Here is a 17,470-nt window from a genome sequence, read left to right as displayed (position 1 = left end):
GGAATCCCTCCGCGACAAAACCCGACCGACCCGCGCTTTGTCGCGAGGCTGGCCGGTGATACGAGCAGGCCATGACCACACGACCACCATCACGCGGGGGATCCGGGCGCAAGGGCGCCGGGCCGAGCCGCAGCGGCCCAGCAGGCCGTCCCGGCCGCCCCGGCAAGCCGGGCGCCTTCATCCGGCCGGAGCGCGAGCGGACGGGCCCCCGCACCAGCGCCCTCGACGCCGCGCAGCGCGCCGCGCAGGGACGGGGCGACGCCGCCGCCAAGCACGCGCCCTGGCGCCCCGGGCAGGAGCCGTGCGACCGCGCCGATGCCGCGCCGGAGCCGTTCGAGGCGATCGACGAGGCACCCCGCCGGGTCCGCCGCCCACGCACCGAACGGGCGGATGACGCGGCGGCGACGCTTCCGCGCCGGGCCGAGGCCACGGCGCGCGGCGGCGCGCTCGTCACCGAGGGGCCGACCCGGCGCGAGCAGCGCGCGGCGGCCTCCGCCACGCTGGCCTCCGGCGTTCAGACGCTGACCGTGGACGAGGACGAGGCCGGTATGCGGATCGACCGCTTCCTGACCACCCGTTTCCCGCAACTGCCCTTCACCCGCGTCCAGAGCATCGTCCGCAAGGGCGAACTTCGGGTCGATGGCAAGCGTGCCAAACCCAACGACCGGCTGGAGCCGGGCATGAGCGTGCGCGTGCCGCCCCTCAAGCTGGAGGCGCAGGGCGAGCGCCCGCGCTCTGTCGCGCGGGATGCCACCGATGCCGATTTCATCCGCTCGCTCATCCTCTACGAGGATGCCGAGATGATGATCCTCAACAAGCCTTTCGGCCTCGCGGTGCAGGGTGGCTCCGGAACCGTGCGGCACGTGGACGGCCTCCTGGAGGCACTGACGGGCAAGGACGGCCAGAAGCCGCGCCTGGTCCACCGCCTCGACAAGGACACCGCCGGCTGCCTCATCGTGGCCAAGACGCGGCTCGCCGCCGCCACTTTGGCGAAAAGCTTCCGCTCGCGCTCGGCCCGCAAGGTCTACTGGGCTCTCACCGCCGGTGTTCCGCGCGTGCCGCAGGGTCGCATCTCCACCTATCTCGCCAAGGAGGAGCCCACGGACGCCGATGCGCGGATGCGGGTGGCCAAGCATGGCGACGAGGGGGCTGCGCACGCGCTGACTTACTACGCCATGGTCGACAACGCGGCCCAGAAGCTGTCCTGGCTGTCGCTGAAGCCGGTGACCGGACGCACCCACCAGCTGCGCGCCCATGCAGCCCATATCGGCCATCCCATCGTCGGCGATCCGAAATACTTCAGCATCGAGAACTGGGAATTGCCCGGCGGAATCCAGAATCGCCTGCATCTTCTCGCACGCCGAATCGTGATTCCCCATCCGCGCACGGGCAAGCCCGTCGACGTCACGGCTCCGCTTCCACCGCATATGGCGCAGAGCTGGAACCTCCTTGGATTCGACGCGTCCCGCTACGATCCGATCGTCGAGGCCCCCGAAGCCTGAGCCCACGATCCCGACGTCCGATGCCGGGGCAGAATGCGCCGGCAAGGCCAGAACGGGGAGGGCACGCGTGTTGAACCTTGCCACGTTGCACCTTGGCAAGCGCCCGCCAGGGCCTATCCTCTTCGACACAGCCCGGCTCGGCGCCTCGCCGCCGGCCAAGGACCGGCGCGCCACGATGCCTCGAGACACGATCCTGAAGCCCGCCAACGCGATCGGCTTCGCGCTCCTCGCCCTCTCGGTGTTCACCGTGGGCGGCGCATACGACAGCAAGGTCTTCGCGCAGGCCGCCCCGCCGGCGCAGACCAGGGCGCCGTCCCAGATGGCACCCCAGGCCCAGCCGCCACTTCAGAACCCGGCCACGCCTCAACAACCCCAAGGATCGCAGCCGGCGCAGCCGCAATCGCCCCCCGCTGCTCAGCCTCAGGGCCAGGGCTCGCGCTCCGCGGCGCCCAGTCAGCCGGCCGGGGCATCGGCGGGGCGCGGCACGGCGCAACAGGCCAGCCGGCCCCGTCGGCGGTCCTATGCGGCGTGCAACCGCATTTCGCACACGCGCGGCTTGCGCGGCGGGGCTCGGCGCCGATTTCTCGTCCGCTGCAAGCTCGGCTACGATCGGCCCCGCAATGGCCAATCCCAGCCCAACCGGCAGCCTTAATCAGATCGTCCGCAGCACGAGCCCGATCCCGTGAAGCTCATCGTCTTCGACGTCGACGGAACCCTGGTCGACAGCCAACATCTGATCGTAGCCGCGCAGGGCATGGCCTTCGCCGAGCACGGCCTGACGGCCCCGAGCCGCACCGAATCACTCTCCGTGGTCGGATTGTCCCTGCCGCAGGCGTTTCGACGCCTCGTGGGCGAGGATGGCCCGATCGAGGGTCTGTCGGAGAGCTATAAGCGCGCCTTCAATATCCTGCGCCTCGATCCGAACTACGAGGAGCCGCTGTTTCCCGGCATGGGCGACCTTCTCACCCGCCTGCATGCCCGCGACGACGTGCAACTCGGCATCGCAACCGGCAAGGCGCGGCGCGGCGTCGACCGGCTGATCGACACCCATGGCTGGAAGGGCTGGTTCGCCACAACCCAGAGCGCCGACGACGCCCCCTCGAAACCGGACCCGGCGATGCTTCTCCAGGCCATGACGGACACCGGCTCCGAGCCGGGCGCCACGTTGATGATCGGAGACACCACCTACGACATGGCGATGGCGGTGAGCGCGGGCGTGGCGGCGGTCGGTGTCGGCTGGGGCTATCATCCGGTCGGCGCCCTCTTCGGCGCGGGCGCCTCCATCGTGGTCGACACCGCGGACGATCTCGGCGCCTTGTTCACCGGAACGCTCCGCGATCCGACGGCGGCGACAGCCTGATCCTTCGGCACCGGCGTCTCGCAGGCTGCGGGCCGATGCCCTATCTGACCCTGCATGAGCGACGATCCAAAATCCGAAGTCCCGAGCCGCGATGGGGCGAACCGTGACGGGCCGGACGCCGGCTGGCTCGGCGCGCCCGATTCCGCGCCCCCCCCCGATCCCACTCGTTCGGCGCGCGGCCCCGGCAAGCCAGCGCTGCCCAAGCGCTTCTATGCCGAGGCGGCCCTCGGCGAGCACGCCGGCGGCTTCCGCCTGACCCTGGACGGACGTCCCGCCAACACCCCCGCCCGCAATCCCCTCGCCTTGCCGACGCGCGCGCTCGCCGAGGCCGTGGCCGCCGAGTGGGCGGCACAGATCGACGTCATCGACCCGTCCCGAATGCCACTGACGCGTCTCGCCAACACCGCCATCGACGGAGTCGCGCCCCGGCGCGAGGCCGTGGTGGACGACCTGTCGGCCTATGCGGGCACCGATCTGCTGGCCTATCGGGCCGGCGATCCGGACCGCCTCGTCCAGGCGCAGGCCGAAGCCTGGGACCCGGTGCTCGATTGGGCGCACGAGGCCCTGGGCGCCCGCTTCATCCTCGGGGAGGGAGTGATGCATGTCACCCAGCCGGACACCACGGTGGCGGCCCTGCGCCGGGCCATCGGCGAGACGGACGGCCCCTTCCGTTTGGCCGCCCTCCACACCCTCACCACCCTGACGGGATCGCTCGTCCTCGCCCTCGCAGTGCTGCGCGGCCGGCTCACGCCCGCTCAGGCCTGGACGGCGGCGCATGTCGACGAGACCTATCAGGCGAGCGTCTGGGGGCAGGACGAAGAGGCGGCGGCCCGGCAGGCGCAGCGCCGCGCCGAATTCGACGCCGCGGCGCACCTCTCGGCCCTGTCCGACGCCGGGTGATGCGGCGGCCCTGACACGATCCGAACGGGTTCCGTTAATACCCCCGTGCTAGGCCGCCCGTATCACGGGGGCGACGTGACATGTCCGGACGGGACCAGAAAAGCCTTGCCGCACAGGCGCACACGCTGGCGTCCGACGTCCCGAATGTCCGGGCGCGCCTGTGGTTCGCGATCCTGGTCCTCGGCGCCATCACGACCCTGTGGATGCGCGTGGCCGGCCTCACGGTCGATCTCCCGAGTGCGCTGCCGCCCGCCCTGGCCTGCGCCGGACTCGAACTCCTGGCGACGTTCTATCTGACGAGGCGGCCGGAGCCGCGCTTCGCCGTGACCCTGTCGGGTCTTGCGCAGATCATCGCGGTCAGTGCCTTTGCCGGCCTGCTCTCCTATGCGGTGGCCGCCACCGGCGGCCCGCTCTGGGACGGCACCTTCCAGGCGCTGGATAAAGCTCTCGGCCTCGACTGGCCGGCCTATCTCCATACCCTGAACGACCATCCGAAACTCGGCTTCGCCCTGTCGCTGGCCTACCAAAGCCTGATGCCGCAGATGATCCTGGTGGTGATCGTGCTCGGCTTCAGTGGACGCCTGAGTGCCGTACGGGACTTCGTACTGGCCTTCATGATCGCCGGTCTCGTCACCGTCCTGCTCTCGGGCTTGATGCCCGCAATGGCGATGTTCGTGCATCTTGGGCTACGTCCGCAGGATTTCCCCGGGTTGAATCCGGCCGCCGCTTACGTTCATCTCGCCCCCCTGTCGGGCCTGCGCGACGGGACAGTCCGGATCATCTCCCTCGCCGAGATCGAAGGGATCATCACCTTCCCGAGCTTCCATGCGGCACTCGGGGTCCTGTTCGCGCGCTTCTTCTGGATGTCACGGATCACGCGCTGGCCCGGCCTCGCCGTCAACGCGATGCTGATCGCCGCGACACCGATCGATGGCGGCCACTACTTCGTCGATGTCGGTGCGGGTGCCCTGATCGCGGTCGCGGCGATTGCGGCGGCCCGAATCCTGAACCGGAGCGCGACGCGCCGGAGCGTCATGTCGGGTGCTCCAGTCGCCTTGACGGCGACATCCGCCTGAACCCGGGCTTCCGACGCAACGATCGATTTTCGTGAGAGAATCCCTGTGGTATGGCCCCACCAGGCCGACCGCCAAGCTCGCCGCGAGAGGGGCTGGTGGCTCGTGGCCGGAAACGCCAGCACAAGCCACGAGGCGCAGCCCCATGAAGGACATCCTCGCATGAAGGACATTCTCGAGAAGCTCGAAGAGCGGCGCGCCCAAGCCCGCCTCGGCGGCGGCGAGAACCGCGTCGTGGCCCAGCACAAGCGGGGCAAGCTGACGGCGCGCGAGCGCATCGAACTCCTTCTCGACCATGGGTCGTTCGAGGAATTCGACATGTTCGTGCAGCATCGCTCCACCGATTTCGGCATGGAAAAGCAGAAGATTCCCGGTGACGGCGTCGTCACGGGTTGGGGCACCATCAACGGCCGCACCGTCTTCCTGTTCTCGAAGGACTTCACGGTGTTCGGCGGCTCGCTCTCCGAGACGCACGCCGCCAAGATCGTGAAGGTGCAGGACATGGCGCTGAAGATGCGCGCGCCCATCATCGGCATCTTCGATGCCGGCGGCGCCCGCATCCAGGAGGGTGTCGCGGCGCTGGGCGGCTACGGCGAGGTCTTCCGCCGCAATGTCGCGGCCTCCGGCGTCATTCCGCAGATCTCGGTCATCATGGGTCCCTGCGCGGGCGGCGACGTGTACTCGCCGGCCATGACCGACTTCATCTTCATGGTGCGCGACACGAGCTACATGTTCGTCACCGGACCGGACGTGGTGAAGACGGTGACCAACGAGGTCGTGACCGCCGAGGAACTCGGCGGCGCCAAGGTTCACACCACCAAGTCCTCCATCGCCGACGGTTCCTTCGAGAACGACGTCGAGGCCCTGCTGCAGATCCGCCGTCTGGTCGACTTCCTGCCCGCCAACAACATCGACGGCGTGCCGGAACTCGAGAGCTTCGACGATCCGCTCCGCCTCGACATGAGCCTCGACACCCTGATCCCCGATAATCCGAACAAGCCCTACGACATGGGCGAGTTGATCCGCCGCGTGGCCGACGAGGGCGACTTCTTCGAGATCCAGGCCACCTACGCCCGCAACATCATGACGGGCTTCGGCCGCATCGAAGGCCGCACCGTGGGCTTCGTCGCCAACCAGCCGATGGTGCTGGCCGGCGTGCTCGATTCCGACGCCTCCCGCAAGGCCGCCCGGTTCGTGCGCTTCTGCGACGCGTTCTCAATCCCGATCGTGACCTTCGTCGACGTGCCGGGCTTCCTGCCGGGAACGGCCCAGGAATACGGCGGCCTGATCAAGCACGGCGCCAAGCTGCTCTTCGCCTACAGTCAAGCCACGGTGCCGCTGGTGACCATCATCACCCGGAAGGCCTTCGGCGGCGCCTACGACGTGATGGCCTCCAAGCACGTGGGGGCCGACCTCAACTATGCCTGGCCCACCGCACAGATCGCCGTGATGGGTGCCAAGGGCGCCGTCGAGATCATTTTCCGCAGCGAGATCGGCGATGCCGGCAAAATCGCGGAGCGCACGTCGGAGTACGAGGATCGCTTCCTCTCGCCGTTCGTGGCGGCCGAGCGCGGCTACATCGACGAGGTGATCATGCCCCACTCCACGCGCAAGCGCATCGCCCGGGCGCTGAGCATGCTGCGCACCAAGGAGATGGAGCAGCCCTGGAAGAAGCACGACAACATCCCGCTCTGAACCCGGATGTGACGATCAAGCCCGGCGCTCACTGCGCCGGGCCGGTTTGGCGAAAGATTCCGATGGCCTATTCGCGGAAGGGTGCCATGATCCCGCACCCACAACCGGGAGGAGACAGGTCATGGCGGCTGAACAGAAGCGCGGAAGTCGCGAGGCCAAGAAGCCCAAGAAGGCCGTGACGAAGACGATCGCGGCGGCACCCTCCACAAAGGGCACGGTGGTGGCCGCACCGAAGGCCGGCAAGAAGTAGCAAGCCCGACCAGGGCCGGCGGACGGCTCCAGGGCCGCGCCGGCCGAGGCCTCAGCTCCGAATGATCCGGGTCCGCTGGACGGTCTTCGCACTCGACTCGGGCGGGCCTCCGAGTTCCAGAAGCACGATCTCCGGCGGAACGCCGAGACGTACCGGAATCCGGCTGACGCCAAACCCCCCCGACACGATCATGTGGCGTCCCTTCCGGACCACGTGGCCGTAGGCGAAGTCGTTTCCGCGCACCGAGGGGATCACCGGTGAGTAGCCGAACAGGCGGACCTGACCGCCATGGGTATGGCCAGCCAGGGTCAGCGAGACCCGGTCCGGCACGTCCAGGAAGAGATCCGGCTCGTGGATCATCAGGAGCACCGGTGCCGAATCGGTGATCTTGGCGAGGGTGCCCGGCAGGTCGTCGCGCCCCTGCTCGATCCGCTGGAGAAGGAACGGGATCTGATCGCCGACGCCGGCGACCCAGAACGGCTTGCCATCCTTTACCAGGCGCACGGCATCGTTCTCGAAGACGGGAATGCCGACATTCTCCAATGCGCGCTGCACCGCGATGGGGCCGTCGAGGCGCACCTGCGCCTCCTCGTCATCCCACCAATCGTGGTTTCCCAGAACCGAGTACACGCCGAGCGGCGCCCGAAGGGGTGCGACCACCTTGGCGAAATCGGTCAGCGGAACCTTGCGGAAGGTCACGCTGGGGCCGGCCGGGTAATCGCCGAGCATCAGGATGAGGTCGGGGTTGAGCGCGTTCGTGGCGTCGACGATCTCGGCGATCCGGTCCAGCGGCATGAATGGTTCGCCGACATGGAAATCCGCCAGCACGGCTACGCGCAGGGACAGGCCCGGCGTCCAGTTCGGTAGAGCCGGAGCGTAGGTTGTGACGACCAAGCGATAGAGCGGCTCGATTCCGAGCGCATAGGCGCCGGTTCCGCCCAGGGCGGCCGCACTCGCTCCGAATCCGGTCAGGAACTGCCGGCGACTCGGCAGGATCAGCATCGTCAGGCTCCCGGACCGCCAGAAGGGCGCGGATCCATGCCCTCGCCGTCAATGGTGACGAAATCGAGGAGACAGCCGCGCCCGACGCTAGCGTTAGGCCCGATGCATTGACGAAGCGATACCGGATTCGTTGAAATCAGCCGGTGACGGCGACCGATCCGACCATCTCAGGAAAGGGGCGTATCCTCGTGCTCGAAGCGAGAGGAACGCGGGCCGCTCACGATCGCGGACCGGTCCGATTTCCGGGCCGTGGCGGTGACCTGTACGGCGGCCGCCAGGGCCGGAAGCGCGACGGGACGGAACGTCTCGGCTTGATGATCAACCATGATGGAGGATCGGCCCGAACGTTGAGCTTGGCTCGAAGTCTGTCGACGGGGGTACATGCAACCGATGTCCTGTTGTGCCCGACCAGCTTAGTGAGATGATCTGCCTCATTATAAGCCATGCACGTCTCACGGGCACCGTTTGGTTCCACCCGGACGCTTATCGAGCAACGATGCAACCATAAAGCCGGCCTCAACCTGAATGAAAGCTTAAACCTGTCGCAATCCTTCGACTGATAAGGATTTCGGCTGCGATTCCCTTCGTCAAAACACTTAAGCATCGGGTGCATTGCAACGCAAAACAATGATGCATCGCGAAGACTAGTTTATCGAAGACGATCGGCGAAGCATGTTTCGGCGGTCAGCGCGACGGGACCGGAGCCGCGACCAGCCCTTGTTCGGCGATCCAGGCGACGGTCCGGTCGAGGGCGCGGCTGAGCCGATCGAACAGCGCGTCCACTTCCGACGGCGCGATCACAAGAGGTGGGCAGATGGCGATCCGGTCTCCGGCCAGGAATCGGACGATCAGGCCCTCCGCCTGGGCGAAGGCGACGCAGCGTGCCGCAACCCCGGCCTTCGGCTCATACTGGCGCTTGGTGGCCTTGTCGGCCACGAGTTCGATGCCGCCGATGAGGCCGATGCCGCGTGCTTCGCCGACCAGCGGATGCTGACCGAGGGCCGACAGGCGCGCCTGGAAATGCGGCGCCTTCTCGCGAACGCCTTCGACGATGCGGTCGCGCTTGTAGATCGCGATGGTCTTCAAGGCGACGGCGCAGGCCACCGGATGCCCGGAATAGGTCGTGCCGTGTCCGAAGGTGCCGAGCTTGGCGCTCTGCTGCACCATCAGGCGGTAGAGCGGCTCGTCCACCGAGACGCCGCCCAGCGGCAGGTAGCCCGAGGTCAGCGCCTTGGCGAAGGACAGGCTGTCCGGCGTCATCCCCATAGCCTCCGAGCCGAACCAGGTTCCCAGGCGCCCAAAGCCGCAGATCACCTCGTCGGCGATGAAGCGCACGTCGTGCCGGGCGAGCACCGCCTGGATCTTGGCGTAGTATCCGGTGGGCGGCAAAATGGCGCCGCCGGCGCCCAGCACCGGTTCGGCGATGAAGGCCGCGACGGTATCCGCCCCCTCCCGCTGGATCACCGCTTCGAGTTCGGCGGCGAGTCGGGTGGTGAAGGCGTCCTCGCTCTCGCCCTCCTGTCCGAAGCGATAATGGTGCGGGCAGCCCACATGCAGGAAACCGGGCAGCGGCAGATCCCAATCGGCGTGATTGGCGGGCAGGCCGGTCATCGACGCGGTGGCGACCGTGACACCGTGATAGCCCCGGAGGTGGGAAAGGATCTTTTTCTTGCGCGGGCGACCGAGCGCATTGTTCATGTACCAGGTCAGCTTGACCTGGGTGTCGTTGGCTTCGGAGCCCGATGAGGTGAAGAAGATCTTCGAGGTCGGAACCGGCATCAGCTCCTTCAGGGTCTCGGCCAGCTCGATCGCCGGGTCGTGGCTGCGGCCCGAGAAGAGATGCGTGAAAGGCAGGCGCGACATCTGCTCGCTGGCCGCCTCCACCAATTCTTCGTTGGAGTAGCCGAGCGCCGTGCACCACAGGCCCGCCATGCCCTCCAGGTAGGGCCGGCCGTCGCTGTCGTAGACCCAGACCCCGTGACCGCGTTCGAGCACGAGGGGTCCCGTCTCCCGAAAGGTCTCCAGATTGGTGTAGGGATGGATCAGGGTTTCGACGTCGCGAGTCGCGAGGTTCGAGAGCATATTTTTGCCTGACGGTTGGACGATGGCCGACATGGGTGCGTGACTGTAACGAGGGCTGCCCGCCGTAGAAACCCGCGCGACGTCGCAACCGGCGTGAGGCCACAAATGGAAAGCGCCATGCTCGACCCTGCAACCATCGTGGCCCATCCGGCCCCCGGCCGCGCCTGCGGATCGTGCACACTCTGCTGCAAGGTCTACGACGTGCCGGCAGTGGAAAGCATGGCGGGGCAATGGTGCCGGCACACCCGACAGGGACGGGGTTGCGCCATCCACGCGACGCGGCCTGACCATTGCCGCGCCTTCCACTGCCTCTGGATGACGGAGGCCTGGCTCGGCCCGGAATGGAAGCCCGAGCGGGCCAAGATGGTACTGAGCCTCGATCCGGTTTCGCGAAACATGAACGTGCAGGTCGATCCTGGTCAGCCGAACGCTTGGCGGCGCGAGCCCTATTACGGCCAGCTCAAGCGCTGGGCCGTATCGTCCCTGGCCCAGAAGCGCCACGTCCTGGTCCACCTCAACAAGACCACGACCGTGGTGCTGCCCGACCGCGACGTGGCTCTGGGCGTGTTCGAGCCCGGCGACCGCATGGTGGCCCGCGAACGCATGACGCCGCAGGGCGTGATCATCGAAGTCGAGAAGGTGCGCGATGCGGCCTGATTCGCTCGGCGGCACGATCTGCGGCATCCTGTTCGACAAGGACGGCACTCTGGTGGACTTCGACCGGACTTGGGGGCCGGCCGCCTACGCCGTGATGTCCGACCTGTCGGGCGGCGACCGGGGCCGCCTCGAGGCCCTGATGCGGGTGAGTCACTACGTCGAACAAGAGCAACGCTTCCTGCCGACTTCGCCGCTCATCGCCGGCTCGTCGGCGGGATACGGTCCCCTCTGGGCCGACGTGCTGGGCCGCCCGGCGGGACCGGTGCTCTATGCCGAGATGGACGCGCTCTTCCGCGCAGCGGGACTGGCCTCGCTGACCCCGATCGAGGCGCCCGCGCAGCTCGCCGCGACCCTCGTGGCCGCCGGCTACGCGCTCGGCATCGCCACCAACGACGCCGAAGCCTCGGCGCGGGCTCAATGTGCGGCGCTGGGCCTCGATCCCCATTGCGCCTTCGTCGTGGGCTATGATTCCGGGCACGGGTCCAAGCCGAAGCCCGGCATGGTCACGGCCTTCGCCGATTATCTCGGCGTCCCGGCCCGCCGGATCGCGATGGTGGGGGATTCCCCTTACGACCTCGTCGCGGCCCGAAGCGCCGGAGCGGTTTCGATCGCCGTGCTCAGCGGCCCCCTCGGCCCGGCGGCCCGCGACGAGATGGGGCCGCTGGCCGATCACATCCTCGACTCGATCGCCGACCTGCCGGCGCTGCTCGGCCTCTAACTCTCGTTGTCGGAAACCGGTTGCTCCCGGGCCAGATCGCGCCATCGCAGCACCAGGCGCTCGAAATCCGCGATGTCCTCGGCCGGCAACTGGCCGAGGGTCCGGTTGACATAGGCCTTCTGAGCCAAGATCCCGCGGGTCGCCAGATCGGTTCCGCCCGGGGTGAGGTACAGGGCGTGCGAGCGGCGGTCGCCCGGGATGGGGCGGCGTTCCACAAGGCCCGCCTCCACAAGGCGATCGATCAGCCCCGAGACGTTGCCCTTGGTGACGTAGAGCCGGGCGGCGAGGTCCTGCTGCGTCATGCCCTCGCGCTCAGTGAGGGTCGAGAGCGCATCGAATTGCGGGATGGACAGGCCGAGACCGCGGAGTTCCCCGGCCATCGCCGCGGTGACCCGGCGGTTCAGGCGGATGAAGCGGAACCAGACCCGCAGCGGATCGGCGGCCTCTGCGGGCGTCGGGGAAGGCGGGGCTGGCGACATCGTGGCGTGGCTATAGCAGACCGGCGCCGAGTCTCGGAAGCAGTGCGATGCACGGTGCGGGTGGCGCCGCCGGTCGCGGACCGGTAAAGCTCGCCCGACACCGCCCCGCGACCCTTCGGACAGCGAATCCCCTTACAGCATGCGTCGTCTGCCCTACGAGGATCCCGTTAACCGAGCCGGCCCGGCCGCGCGCACTGTCGCGATCCTCGCCGTACTGGTGACGGTGTTCGCCCTGCTCCTGGTGCGCGATCCCCGGGCCGAGGCGGGGCCGGCCCTGGCAACCCTCGGCGCCGGACTGGTGCTGGCCCTGGTCGCCGTCGCCTTCGCGCTGATCGCCTTCGTACGGGTCTGGCGCGAGGGTGCGCGCGGTCTCGGCGCGGCGCTGGCAGGCGTGTTCCTGGCGAGCCTGGTTCTCGCCTACCCGGCCTTCGCGGCGCTGCGCGGATTGCGGCTCCCGGGAATCGCGGACGTGACCACCGATACCGAGAATCCGCCCGCCTTCTCGCGCTCCCGCGCCGCCTTCGCCGCACGCGACGGGCGCTACCCGCCCGATCCCGGACCAGCCGCCCGCGCCGCCCAGCGCGCGGCCTATCCGCAGATCGCCCCCCTCACCCTCGACCTCGACGCGGACGAAGCCTTCGAGCTTGCCCGCAAGGCGGCGGTGAACCGGCGCTGGCAGATCGTCGAGGCGATCCGGCCCGGCGGTCGCATCGGCAATGGACGGATCGAGGCGGTGTCGCGCGGGCCGATCCTCAATCTCGCCGATGACGTCACGGTCCGGGTCCACCCGCGCGCCGATGGCGCCCGCATCGACGTCCGCTCCGCCTCGCGTCTCGGAACCCGCGATCTCGGCAGCAACGCCGACCGCATCCGCGCCTATCTGGACGAGGTCGCCAACCTCGCCATCGCGGTGAAGTGACCGGCCTCAGACCGGCGCGTAACGGCTGGTGAGCAGAACGGGGCCGTCGCAGCGCGCGAGGTCGCGCTCGACCAGATCCTCGAGATGGGCGAAGACCGACAGGGCCGCCGCACCGCGCAGGGCCGGGTTCAGTCCCTGGTAGATCGCTCCCACGATGGCGCCGATGTCCCGATCCCCGGCCTCAAGGCGGGCTCGAATCGCCGTCTCGCGCTGGCGCCGGTGCGTGGCGAGGCCGCGCACGAAGCGACGGGGATCGCGGACCGGGCCGCCATGGCCGGGCCAGTAGATCGTCTCGTCGCGGCTGCGCAACGCGTCGAGGGACTCCAGGTAGGCCCGCATCGAGCCGTCGGGCGGCGCCACGATGCTGGTCGACCACGCCATGACGTGATCCCCGGAGAACAGGGCGGCCTCCTCCCGCAGGGCGAAGGCGAGATGGTTCATGGTGTGCCCGGGTGTTTCCAGGGTCTCCAGGGTCCAACCCGGCCCCGCAATGATCTCGCCAGCGCGCAGTTCGCGGTCGGGCCGGTGATCCCGGTCCGCGCTGGCATCGAGATGCGGAAACTCGCCCTCGGCCAGGGCCCGTGCCGCGCGATGCGGGCCGCACCCGACGATCGGCGCACCGGTTCGAGCCTGAAGGAGGCGGGCGCCGGGCGAATGATCGCGGTGGGTGTGGGTGACCAGGATGGCCGCGACCGGGGCTCCCGCACAGGCCTCGAGGAGCGCGGCGATGTGGTGCGCGTTCTCCGGTCCGGGATCGATGATCGCGACGCTCTCGGCACCCACGATGTAGCTGCAGGTACCGGTGGCGGTAAACGGGCCCCCGTTCGGCGCGATGCGCCGCCGGACCAGCGGCGACAGCCGCACCGTCTCTCCACTCGGCGGCTGAGCTTCGTCGAGAACGGGATCGGTCTGCGTCTCGCTCATGCCGGCTCCTCACCGCGTGGATATTGCCGCGGGCCTATGCCATCGCCGCACCCCGGACATTACGCGGCATCCGGCAGACCGCTCAGTACACGAAGGGCGACGCCATCACGATCCGGGCCGGTGGGCGCACCGGGACGAAGCGCGGCTCGACCTCGATCGGCGGAGGTGCGGGCTCGAACCCCGAGGTGGCGGCCACGCGGACGCGACCCGAGCGATCGGCGGTGCGCAGGGCCTTGCGGAAGGCGCGGGCGTCGGCCTCCCGCCGGACCACATCGACCTTAGCGTCGATGTCCCGCCGCACGCGGCGGGACAGACCACTGGCCTCCCGAAAATCCACCATCGTGAAGCCGCCGGACCGCCGCCGCGCGACAACCTCGGCACTCGCCTCGGTGGCCACCACGTCGCCGGCACGCAGGGTCAGGTCCTGGAGGATCGGCAGGGGCGTGGCGACCCCCTGCTCGGGCTGGCAGGCGCAGTGCGCGACACGCTTCGTGCGATAGAGATTGGCCACCGCAAGGCTGCGATAAGGCTTTCCGTCGAGGCCGACCGCACGGTCGAGCTCGGTGTCCCGGCCTCCGAGGGTGAACAGCCGCGTGGCCGTGCTCGGACAGGCGGCTGCGCAGGCGGCCTCGTGGATCGGCAGGTCCGCACGGGAGGCGAGGCGGCCCACCGGGAACAGATAGCCGTCGCAGGACCGAACGCAGACCGTGCGTGCCCCTAGCATCGCGTGGGTCAAGCCACCGATCGCCCCAGCGTTCCCCTTGACCACCATGGCCGGTGCGTCGGCGCGACGCCTGAGAGTTCGCCGCACTGGCGACGCGTCGGCGACGGGTCGCCGTGTCTGGCGAATCGCCCTTGCTGCCGTCACCCGCCGGGCATCGGGAAGCGACGCGTAATGGGCCGGGCGGCGATTGACCGGTGCCATCGCGACCGGCGCCGGCGGTGAAGCGCGAAAGATCGTCTCCAGGAAGCCGACTAGGCCGCTGCGCTCGGAGGCCTGGACCAGAGTCGTCCCGGCGGTGACGCCGCCGAAACCGAGCAGCAGGCCGGCCAGGGCCGTCACCGTCATTTGCTGACGCGTGCCGGCCGGTGCGAGACGCTGCCAATTCATTCCTGCGGCCCCCTGGCCATGCCCGCCGACGATGGTGTCCCCGCGTCAAGCGGCGAAGATGGCGCCGGGGCGGTCCGGCCCCTCCAGCTACACAGCAGGACGCACCGGACGCAACGGCGGCAAACAACCGAGACGAAGGGATCGGAGCAAGGCACCGTTCCCCGGCATCCGATCAGGGAGAGACCGGGGGTCCCGGACCATTGGCCGGCCGCGGCCGATCTCGGGTCCGAGCGAAGCGGGCGCATGCGTCGGCGCAGAGTCCGGGAGCTGCGGTTTGTTCGCGGCGCGGAATGTCGTCCGTAGGGTCGGGGCCGAACCGCAACCTCCCCAATCAGAATGGAACTCCGTTTGGATTCTTTGCGCTCCCACCCGCTTGACGGAAGAAAAGTGAAACGCAAAGGTTCTATAATCTGTGGTTGTATATTCGAAAAAAAACGCTTGTTCTCGCCTCTGCTTCAAAGATGTTCCCTGCTCATTATGAGGCAAGACTTTCAGAAACTGCGCAGAAAAGCTCGCACCGGCTCAATGGGCACTTTCGGGCCTGCGGATGGATGACCTGAGATTTATTACCTCGACACCAGAAAAAACAATCTTCATGCATGATAACATCACGGATCAAGCCCCTCGATTACATGTCACATTGAATTTATCTGAATTTTAAATCAACTTTAATAAATCTGTTGCATAAACGATCGGACACAAGAAACAAAAAGGTAAACAAACCGAGCTTGGTTATTCGGGCTGGTTTGTTTCCTCGGGCTGGCAAGAGGCGAGCATCTTCGAGACATACCAAGCGTCGGGAAGCCAACCGAACCCAGGCATTTCTACAAAGCACCGGACTAACGGCTCACGAAGGACGGACCCAATCCGGCCTAGTGACCAACAACTCGACTCGGTTCCTGATCCTCAGAGAAGATCACTTCGCTCGACTGATTTCCTCACCCCAACCGCAAGCGTTCCCTCCTATCGCCGCCGCGCTCACTGCGTGCCCGTTGGCTCCCCAAGCCGAGCGGGGTGCTGCCACGCCCAGGATCCCGTCCATGACTTTCTTCGGCAACAAGACATCGGCGAAGCTGCAGGCTCTGGACCGCTCTCAGGCCGTGATCGAATTCGCGCCCGATGGAACGATCATAAGCGCGAACACGAACTTTCTTGGAACGGTGGGGTATGATCTCGCGGAGGTCCAAGGCCAGCACCACCGGATGTTCGTGGACCCGGCGGAACGCGACAGCCCGGCTTACACGGCGTTCTGGGCCGCGCTGGCACGGGGAGAATACCAGCGCGGCGAGTACAAGCGCCTCGGCAAGAACGGCCGCGAGATCTGGCTGCAGGCGACCTACAATCCGATCCCCGGCCGCGACGGCCAAACCACGGGCATCGTCAAGTTCGCGACCGACGTCACGGCCGAGAAACTGCGCAGCGCTGATACCCGGGGTCAGGTCGAGGCGATCGGTCGTTCGCAGGGTGTCATCGAATTCGCCCTCGACGGAACCATCCTCACCGCCAACGCGAACTTTCTCGATGCGGTCGGCTACAGCTTGTCGGAGCTGAAGGGCCAGCACCACAGCCTCTTCGTCGATGCGGCCGAACGGGAAACGGCGCCCTACCGGGCGTTCTGGGCAGCGCTCGCGCGAGGCGAGTTCCAGTCGGGGGAGTTCCGCCGGATCGGCAAGGACGGCCGCGACATCTGGCTTCAAGCGACCTACAACCCGATCCTCGATCCAACCGGTCGGCCCCTCAAGGTGATCAAGTTCGCCACCGACATCACTGCCGAGAAGCTGCGCAACGCAGAACTGCAGGGTCAGGTCGAAGCCATCGGCCGTTCGCAGGGTGTGATCCATTTCGATCTCGACGGTCACGTACTCGATGCCAACGCGAACTTCCTGTCCGCCCTCGGCTATGGCCTCGATCAGATCCGGGGCCGGCACCACCGCACATTCGTCGATGCCGCCCATGCCGCTTCGCCCGAGTACCAAGCGTTCTGGGCGGCCCTGCGCCGGGGTGAATTCCAGGCCGGGGTGTACCAGCGCGTGGGCGCCGGCGGTCGCACGATCTGGATCCAGGCGTCCTACAACCCAATCTTCGACATGAGCGGCAAGCCGTTCAAGGTGGTCAAGTACGCCACCGACGTCTCGGCCCGGATGCGCTCGCAGATCGAGGCCGCCGAGGCCTCGACGCAGACCCTGACCAACGTCCAGGCCGTCGCCTCGGCCGCCGAGGAACTGAACGCCTCGATCTCCGAGATTGCCGGCAGCCTCGCCCGCTCCCGACAGGAAGTCGACGAGATGGATGTCCGGGCTCAGAGAGCCGATCGCTCGACGGGCGAACTCGCGAGTGCGGCCAGTTCGATGAACGGGATCGTGCAGCTGATTCAGGGCGTTGGCGGGCAGATCAATCTCCTGGCGCTCAACGCCACCATTGAGGCCGCACGCGCGGGCGAAGCCGGGCGCGGCTTCGCCGTCGTGGCCGGCGAGGTCAAGAACCTCTCGAACCAGGTCACGAGCGCCACCGCGCGCATCGCCGACGACATCAAGGCGATGCAGGCGATTTCCGGCGATGTGGTCACGTCCCTGACGGCGATCGGACAATCGATCGAGGCTGTGCGGGGCTTCGTGACCGGCGTGGCCTCGGCGGTGGAGGAACAGAGCGCCGTCACCCGAGAGATCTCGATGAGCATGCAGACCGCAGCACACGGCGTGGCCGATATCGACCGCAACCTGCAAGCCCTGGCATCCTGAAGGCACCGAGCGGAAGGCGTTGAGCGAACGGCACCCGGCGAGAGGCATCGAGCAGATTGC

Annotated in this window: 17 protein-coding genes; 11 read left to right on the top strand and 6 right to left on the bottom strand. The window is 67.8% G+C overall.

Going from position 1 to position 17,470, the window contains the following annotated elements; genetic code table 11:
• Positions 1 to 71: 71 nt before the first annotated feature.
• The 7 genes from ACV7NL_RS18580 (at position 72) to ACV7NL_RS18550 (ending at position 6,780) form a co-directional block, all read left to right on the top strand.
• Positions 72 to 1,502 carry an RluA family pseudouridine synthase gene (locus ACV7NL_RS18580; protein WP_463356453.1) on the top strand — a complete coding sequence of 477 codons (1,431 nt, stop codon included), beginning with the start codon at positions 72 to 74 and terminating at the stop codon, positions 1,500 to 1,502.
• 175 nt (positions 1,503 to 1,677) lie between these two features.
• Positions 1,678 to 2,154: a hypothetical protein gene (locus ACV7NL_RS18575; RefSeq protein WP_463356452.1), complete on the top strand. Its 477-nt coding sequence runs from the start codon at positions 1,678 to 1,680 to the stop codon at positions 2,152 to 2,154.
• A gap of 30 nt (positions 2,155 to 2,184) precedes the next feature.
• A complete protein-coding gene (locus tag ACV7NL_RS18570; RefSeq protein WP_463356451.1) occupies positions 2,185 to 2,862 on the top strand; it encodes an HAD-IA family hydrolase in 678 nt (225 codons plus the stop codon).
• A 54-nt stretch (positions 2,863 to 2,916) separates the two neighbouring features.
• A complete protein-coding gene (locus ACV7NL_RS18565; RefSeq protein ID WP_463356450.1) occupies positions 2,917 to 3,762 on the top strand; it encodes an ATP12 family chaperone protein in 846 nt (281 codons plus the stop codon).
• A gap of 80 nt (positions 3,763 to 3,842) precedes the next feature.
• Positions 3,843 to 4,838, top strand: a complete 996-nt coding sequence (locus ACV7NL_RS18560; RefSeq protein WP_463356449.1) for a phosphatase PAP2 family protein — start codon at positions 3,843 to 3,845, stop codon at positions 4,836 to 4,838.
• A gap of 159 nt (positions 4,839 to 4,997) precedes the next feature.
• Positions 4,998 to 6,530 (top strand): acyl-CoA carboxylase subunit beta, encoded by a 1,533-nt coding sequence (locus tag ACV7NL_RS18555; RefSeq protein ID WP_056184002.1) that lies wholly within the window; start codon positions 4,998 to 5,000, stop codon positions 6,528 to 6,530.
• Positions 6,531 to 6,651: 121 nt separating this feature from the next.
• A complete protein-coding gene (locus tag ACV7NL_RS18550) occupies positions 6,652 to 6,780 on the top strand; it encodes a hypothetical protein (protein ID WP_274533552.1) in 129 nt (42 codons plus the stop codon).
• Between the two features lie 51 nt (positions 6,781 to 6,831).
• Here the strand turns inward: ACV7NL_RS18550 and ACV7NL_RS18545 are convergent, their stop codons facing one another.
• The 3 genes from ACV7NL_RS18545 to ACV7NL_RS18535 form a co-directional block, all read right to left on the bottom strand.
• On the bottom strand, positions 6,832 to 7,782 hold the full coding sequence (locus ACV7NL_RS18545) for a metallophosphoesterase (protein ID WP_463356448.1): 951 nt from the start codon (positions 7,780 to 7,782) through the stop codon (positions 6,832 to 6,834).
• A gap of 167 nt (positions 7,783 to 7,949) precedes the next feature.
• Entirely contained in the window at positions 7,950 to 8,108 is a 159-nt protein-coding gene (locus tag ACV7NL_RS18540) for a hypothetical protein (protein ID WP_463356447.1), read from the bottom strand.
• Between the two features lie 358 nt (positions 8,109 to 8,466).
• Entirely contained in the window at positions 8,467 to 9,864 is a 1,398-nt protein-coding gene (locus tag ACV7NL_RS18535; protein ID WP_247635542.1) for an aminotransferase, read from the bottom strand.
• Positions 9,865 to 9,981: 117 nt separating this feature from the next.
• Between ACV7NL_RS18535 and ACV7NL_RS18530 the strand changes: the two genes are divergently transcribed.
• On the top strand, positions 9,982 to 10,521 hold the full coding sequence (locus ACV7NL_RS18530; RefSeq protein ID WP_056183995.1) for a hypothetical protein: 540 nt from the start codon (positions 9,982 to 9,984) through the stop codon (positions 10,519 to 10,521).
• A complete protein-coding gene (locus ACV7NL_RS18525) occupies positions 10,511 to 11,239 on the top strand; it encodes an HAD family hydrolase (protein ID WP_463356446.1) in 729 nt (242 codons plus the stop codon). Before ACV7NL_RS18530 ends, ACV7NL_RS18525 begins: the two co-directional genes overlap by 11 nt.
• Here the strand turns inward: ACV7NL_RS18525 and ACV7NL_RS18520 are convergent.
• Complete coding sequence (locus ACV7NL_RS18520; RefSeq protein WP_463356445.1) at positions 11,236 to 11,718, bottom strand: MarR family winged helix-turn-helix transcriptional regulator; 483 nt, start codon at positions 11,716 to 11,718, stop codon at positions 11,236 to 11,238. The genes ACV7NL_RS18525 and ACV7NL_RS18520 overlap by 4 nt on opposite strands.
• Before the next feature lie 139 nt (positions 11,719 to 11,857).
• Here ACV7NL_RS18520 and ACV7NL_RS18515 point away from each other — a divergent pair, with 139 nt between their 5' ends.
• The gene (locus ACV7NL_RS18515) at positions 11,858 to 12,637 is read left to right on the top strand and encodes a DUF1499 domain-containing protein (RefSeq protein ID WP_463356444.1); all 780 of its coding nucleotides are present in this window, start codon (positions 11,858 to 11,860) and stop codon (positions 12,635 to 12,637) included.
• A 6-nt stretch (positions 12,638 to 12,643) separates the two neighbouring features.
• On the opposite strand, the gene ACV7NL_RS18510 is transcribed toward ACV7NL_RS18515, so the two are convergent.
• Both ACV7NL_RS18510 and ACV7NL_RS18505 read right to left on the bottom strand, forming a co-directional pair.
• Positions 12,644 to 13,561, bottom strand: coding sequence for an MBL fold metallo-hydrolase (locus ACV7NL_RS18510; RefSeq protein WP_247635546.1), 918 nt, complete (start codon positions 13,559 to 13,561; stop codon positions 12,644 to 12,646).
• 82 nt (positions 13,562 to 13,643) lie between these two features.
• Complete coding sequence (locus ACV7NL_RS18505) at positions 13,644 to 14,672, bottom strand: DUF2865 domain-containing protein (protein ID WP_463356443.1); 1,029 nt, start codon at positions 14,670 to 14,672, stop codon at positions 13,644 to 13,646.
• A 1,040-nt stretch (positions 14,673 to 15,712) separates the two neighbouring features.
• Between ACV7NL_RS18505 and ACV7NL_RS18500 the strand changes: the two genes are divergently transcribed.
• Positions 15,713 to 17,410: a methyl-accepting chemotaxis protein gene (locus tag ACV7NL_RS18500; protein WP_056183982.1), complete on the top strand. Its 1,698-nt coding sequence runs from the start codon at positions 15,713 to 15,715 to the stop codon at positions 17,408 to 17,410.
• The last annotated feature ends 60 nt before the right edge of the window (positions 17,411 to 17,470 follow it).

It is taken from the genome of Methylobacterium sp. Ger2507 (genome assembly GCF_055231875.1).
This window is presented reverse-complemented; position numbering and strand designations above follow the sequence as displayed.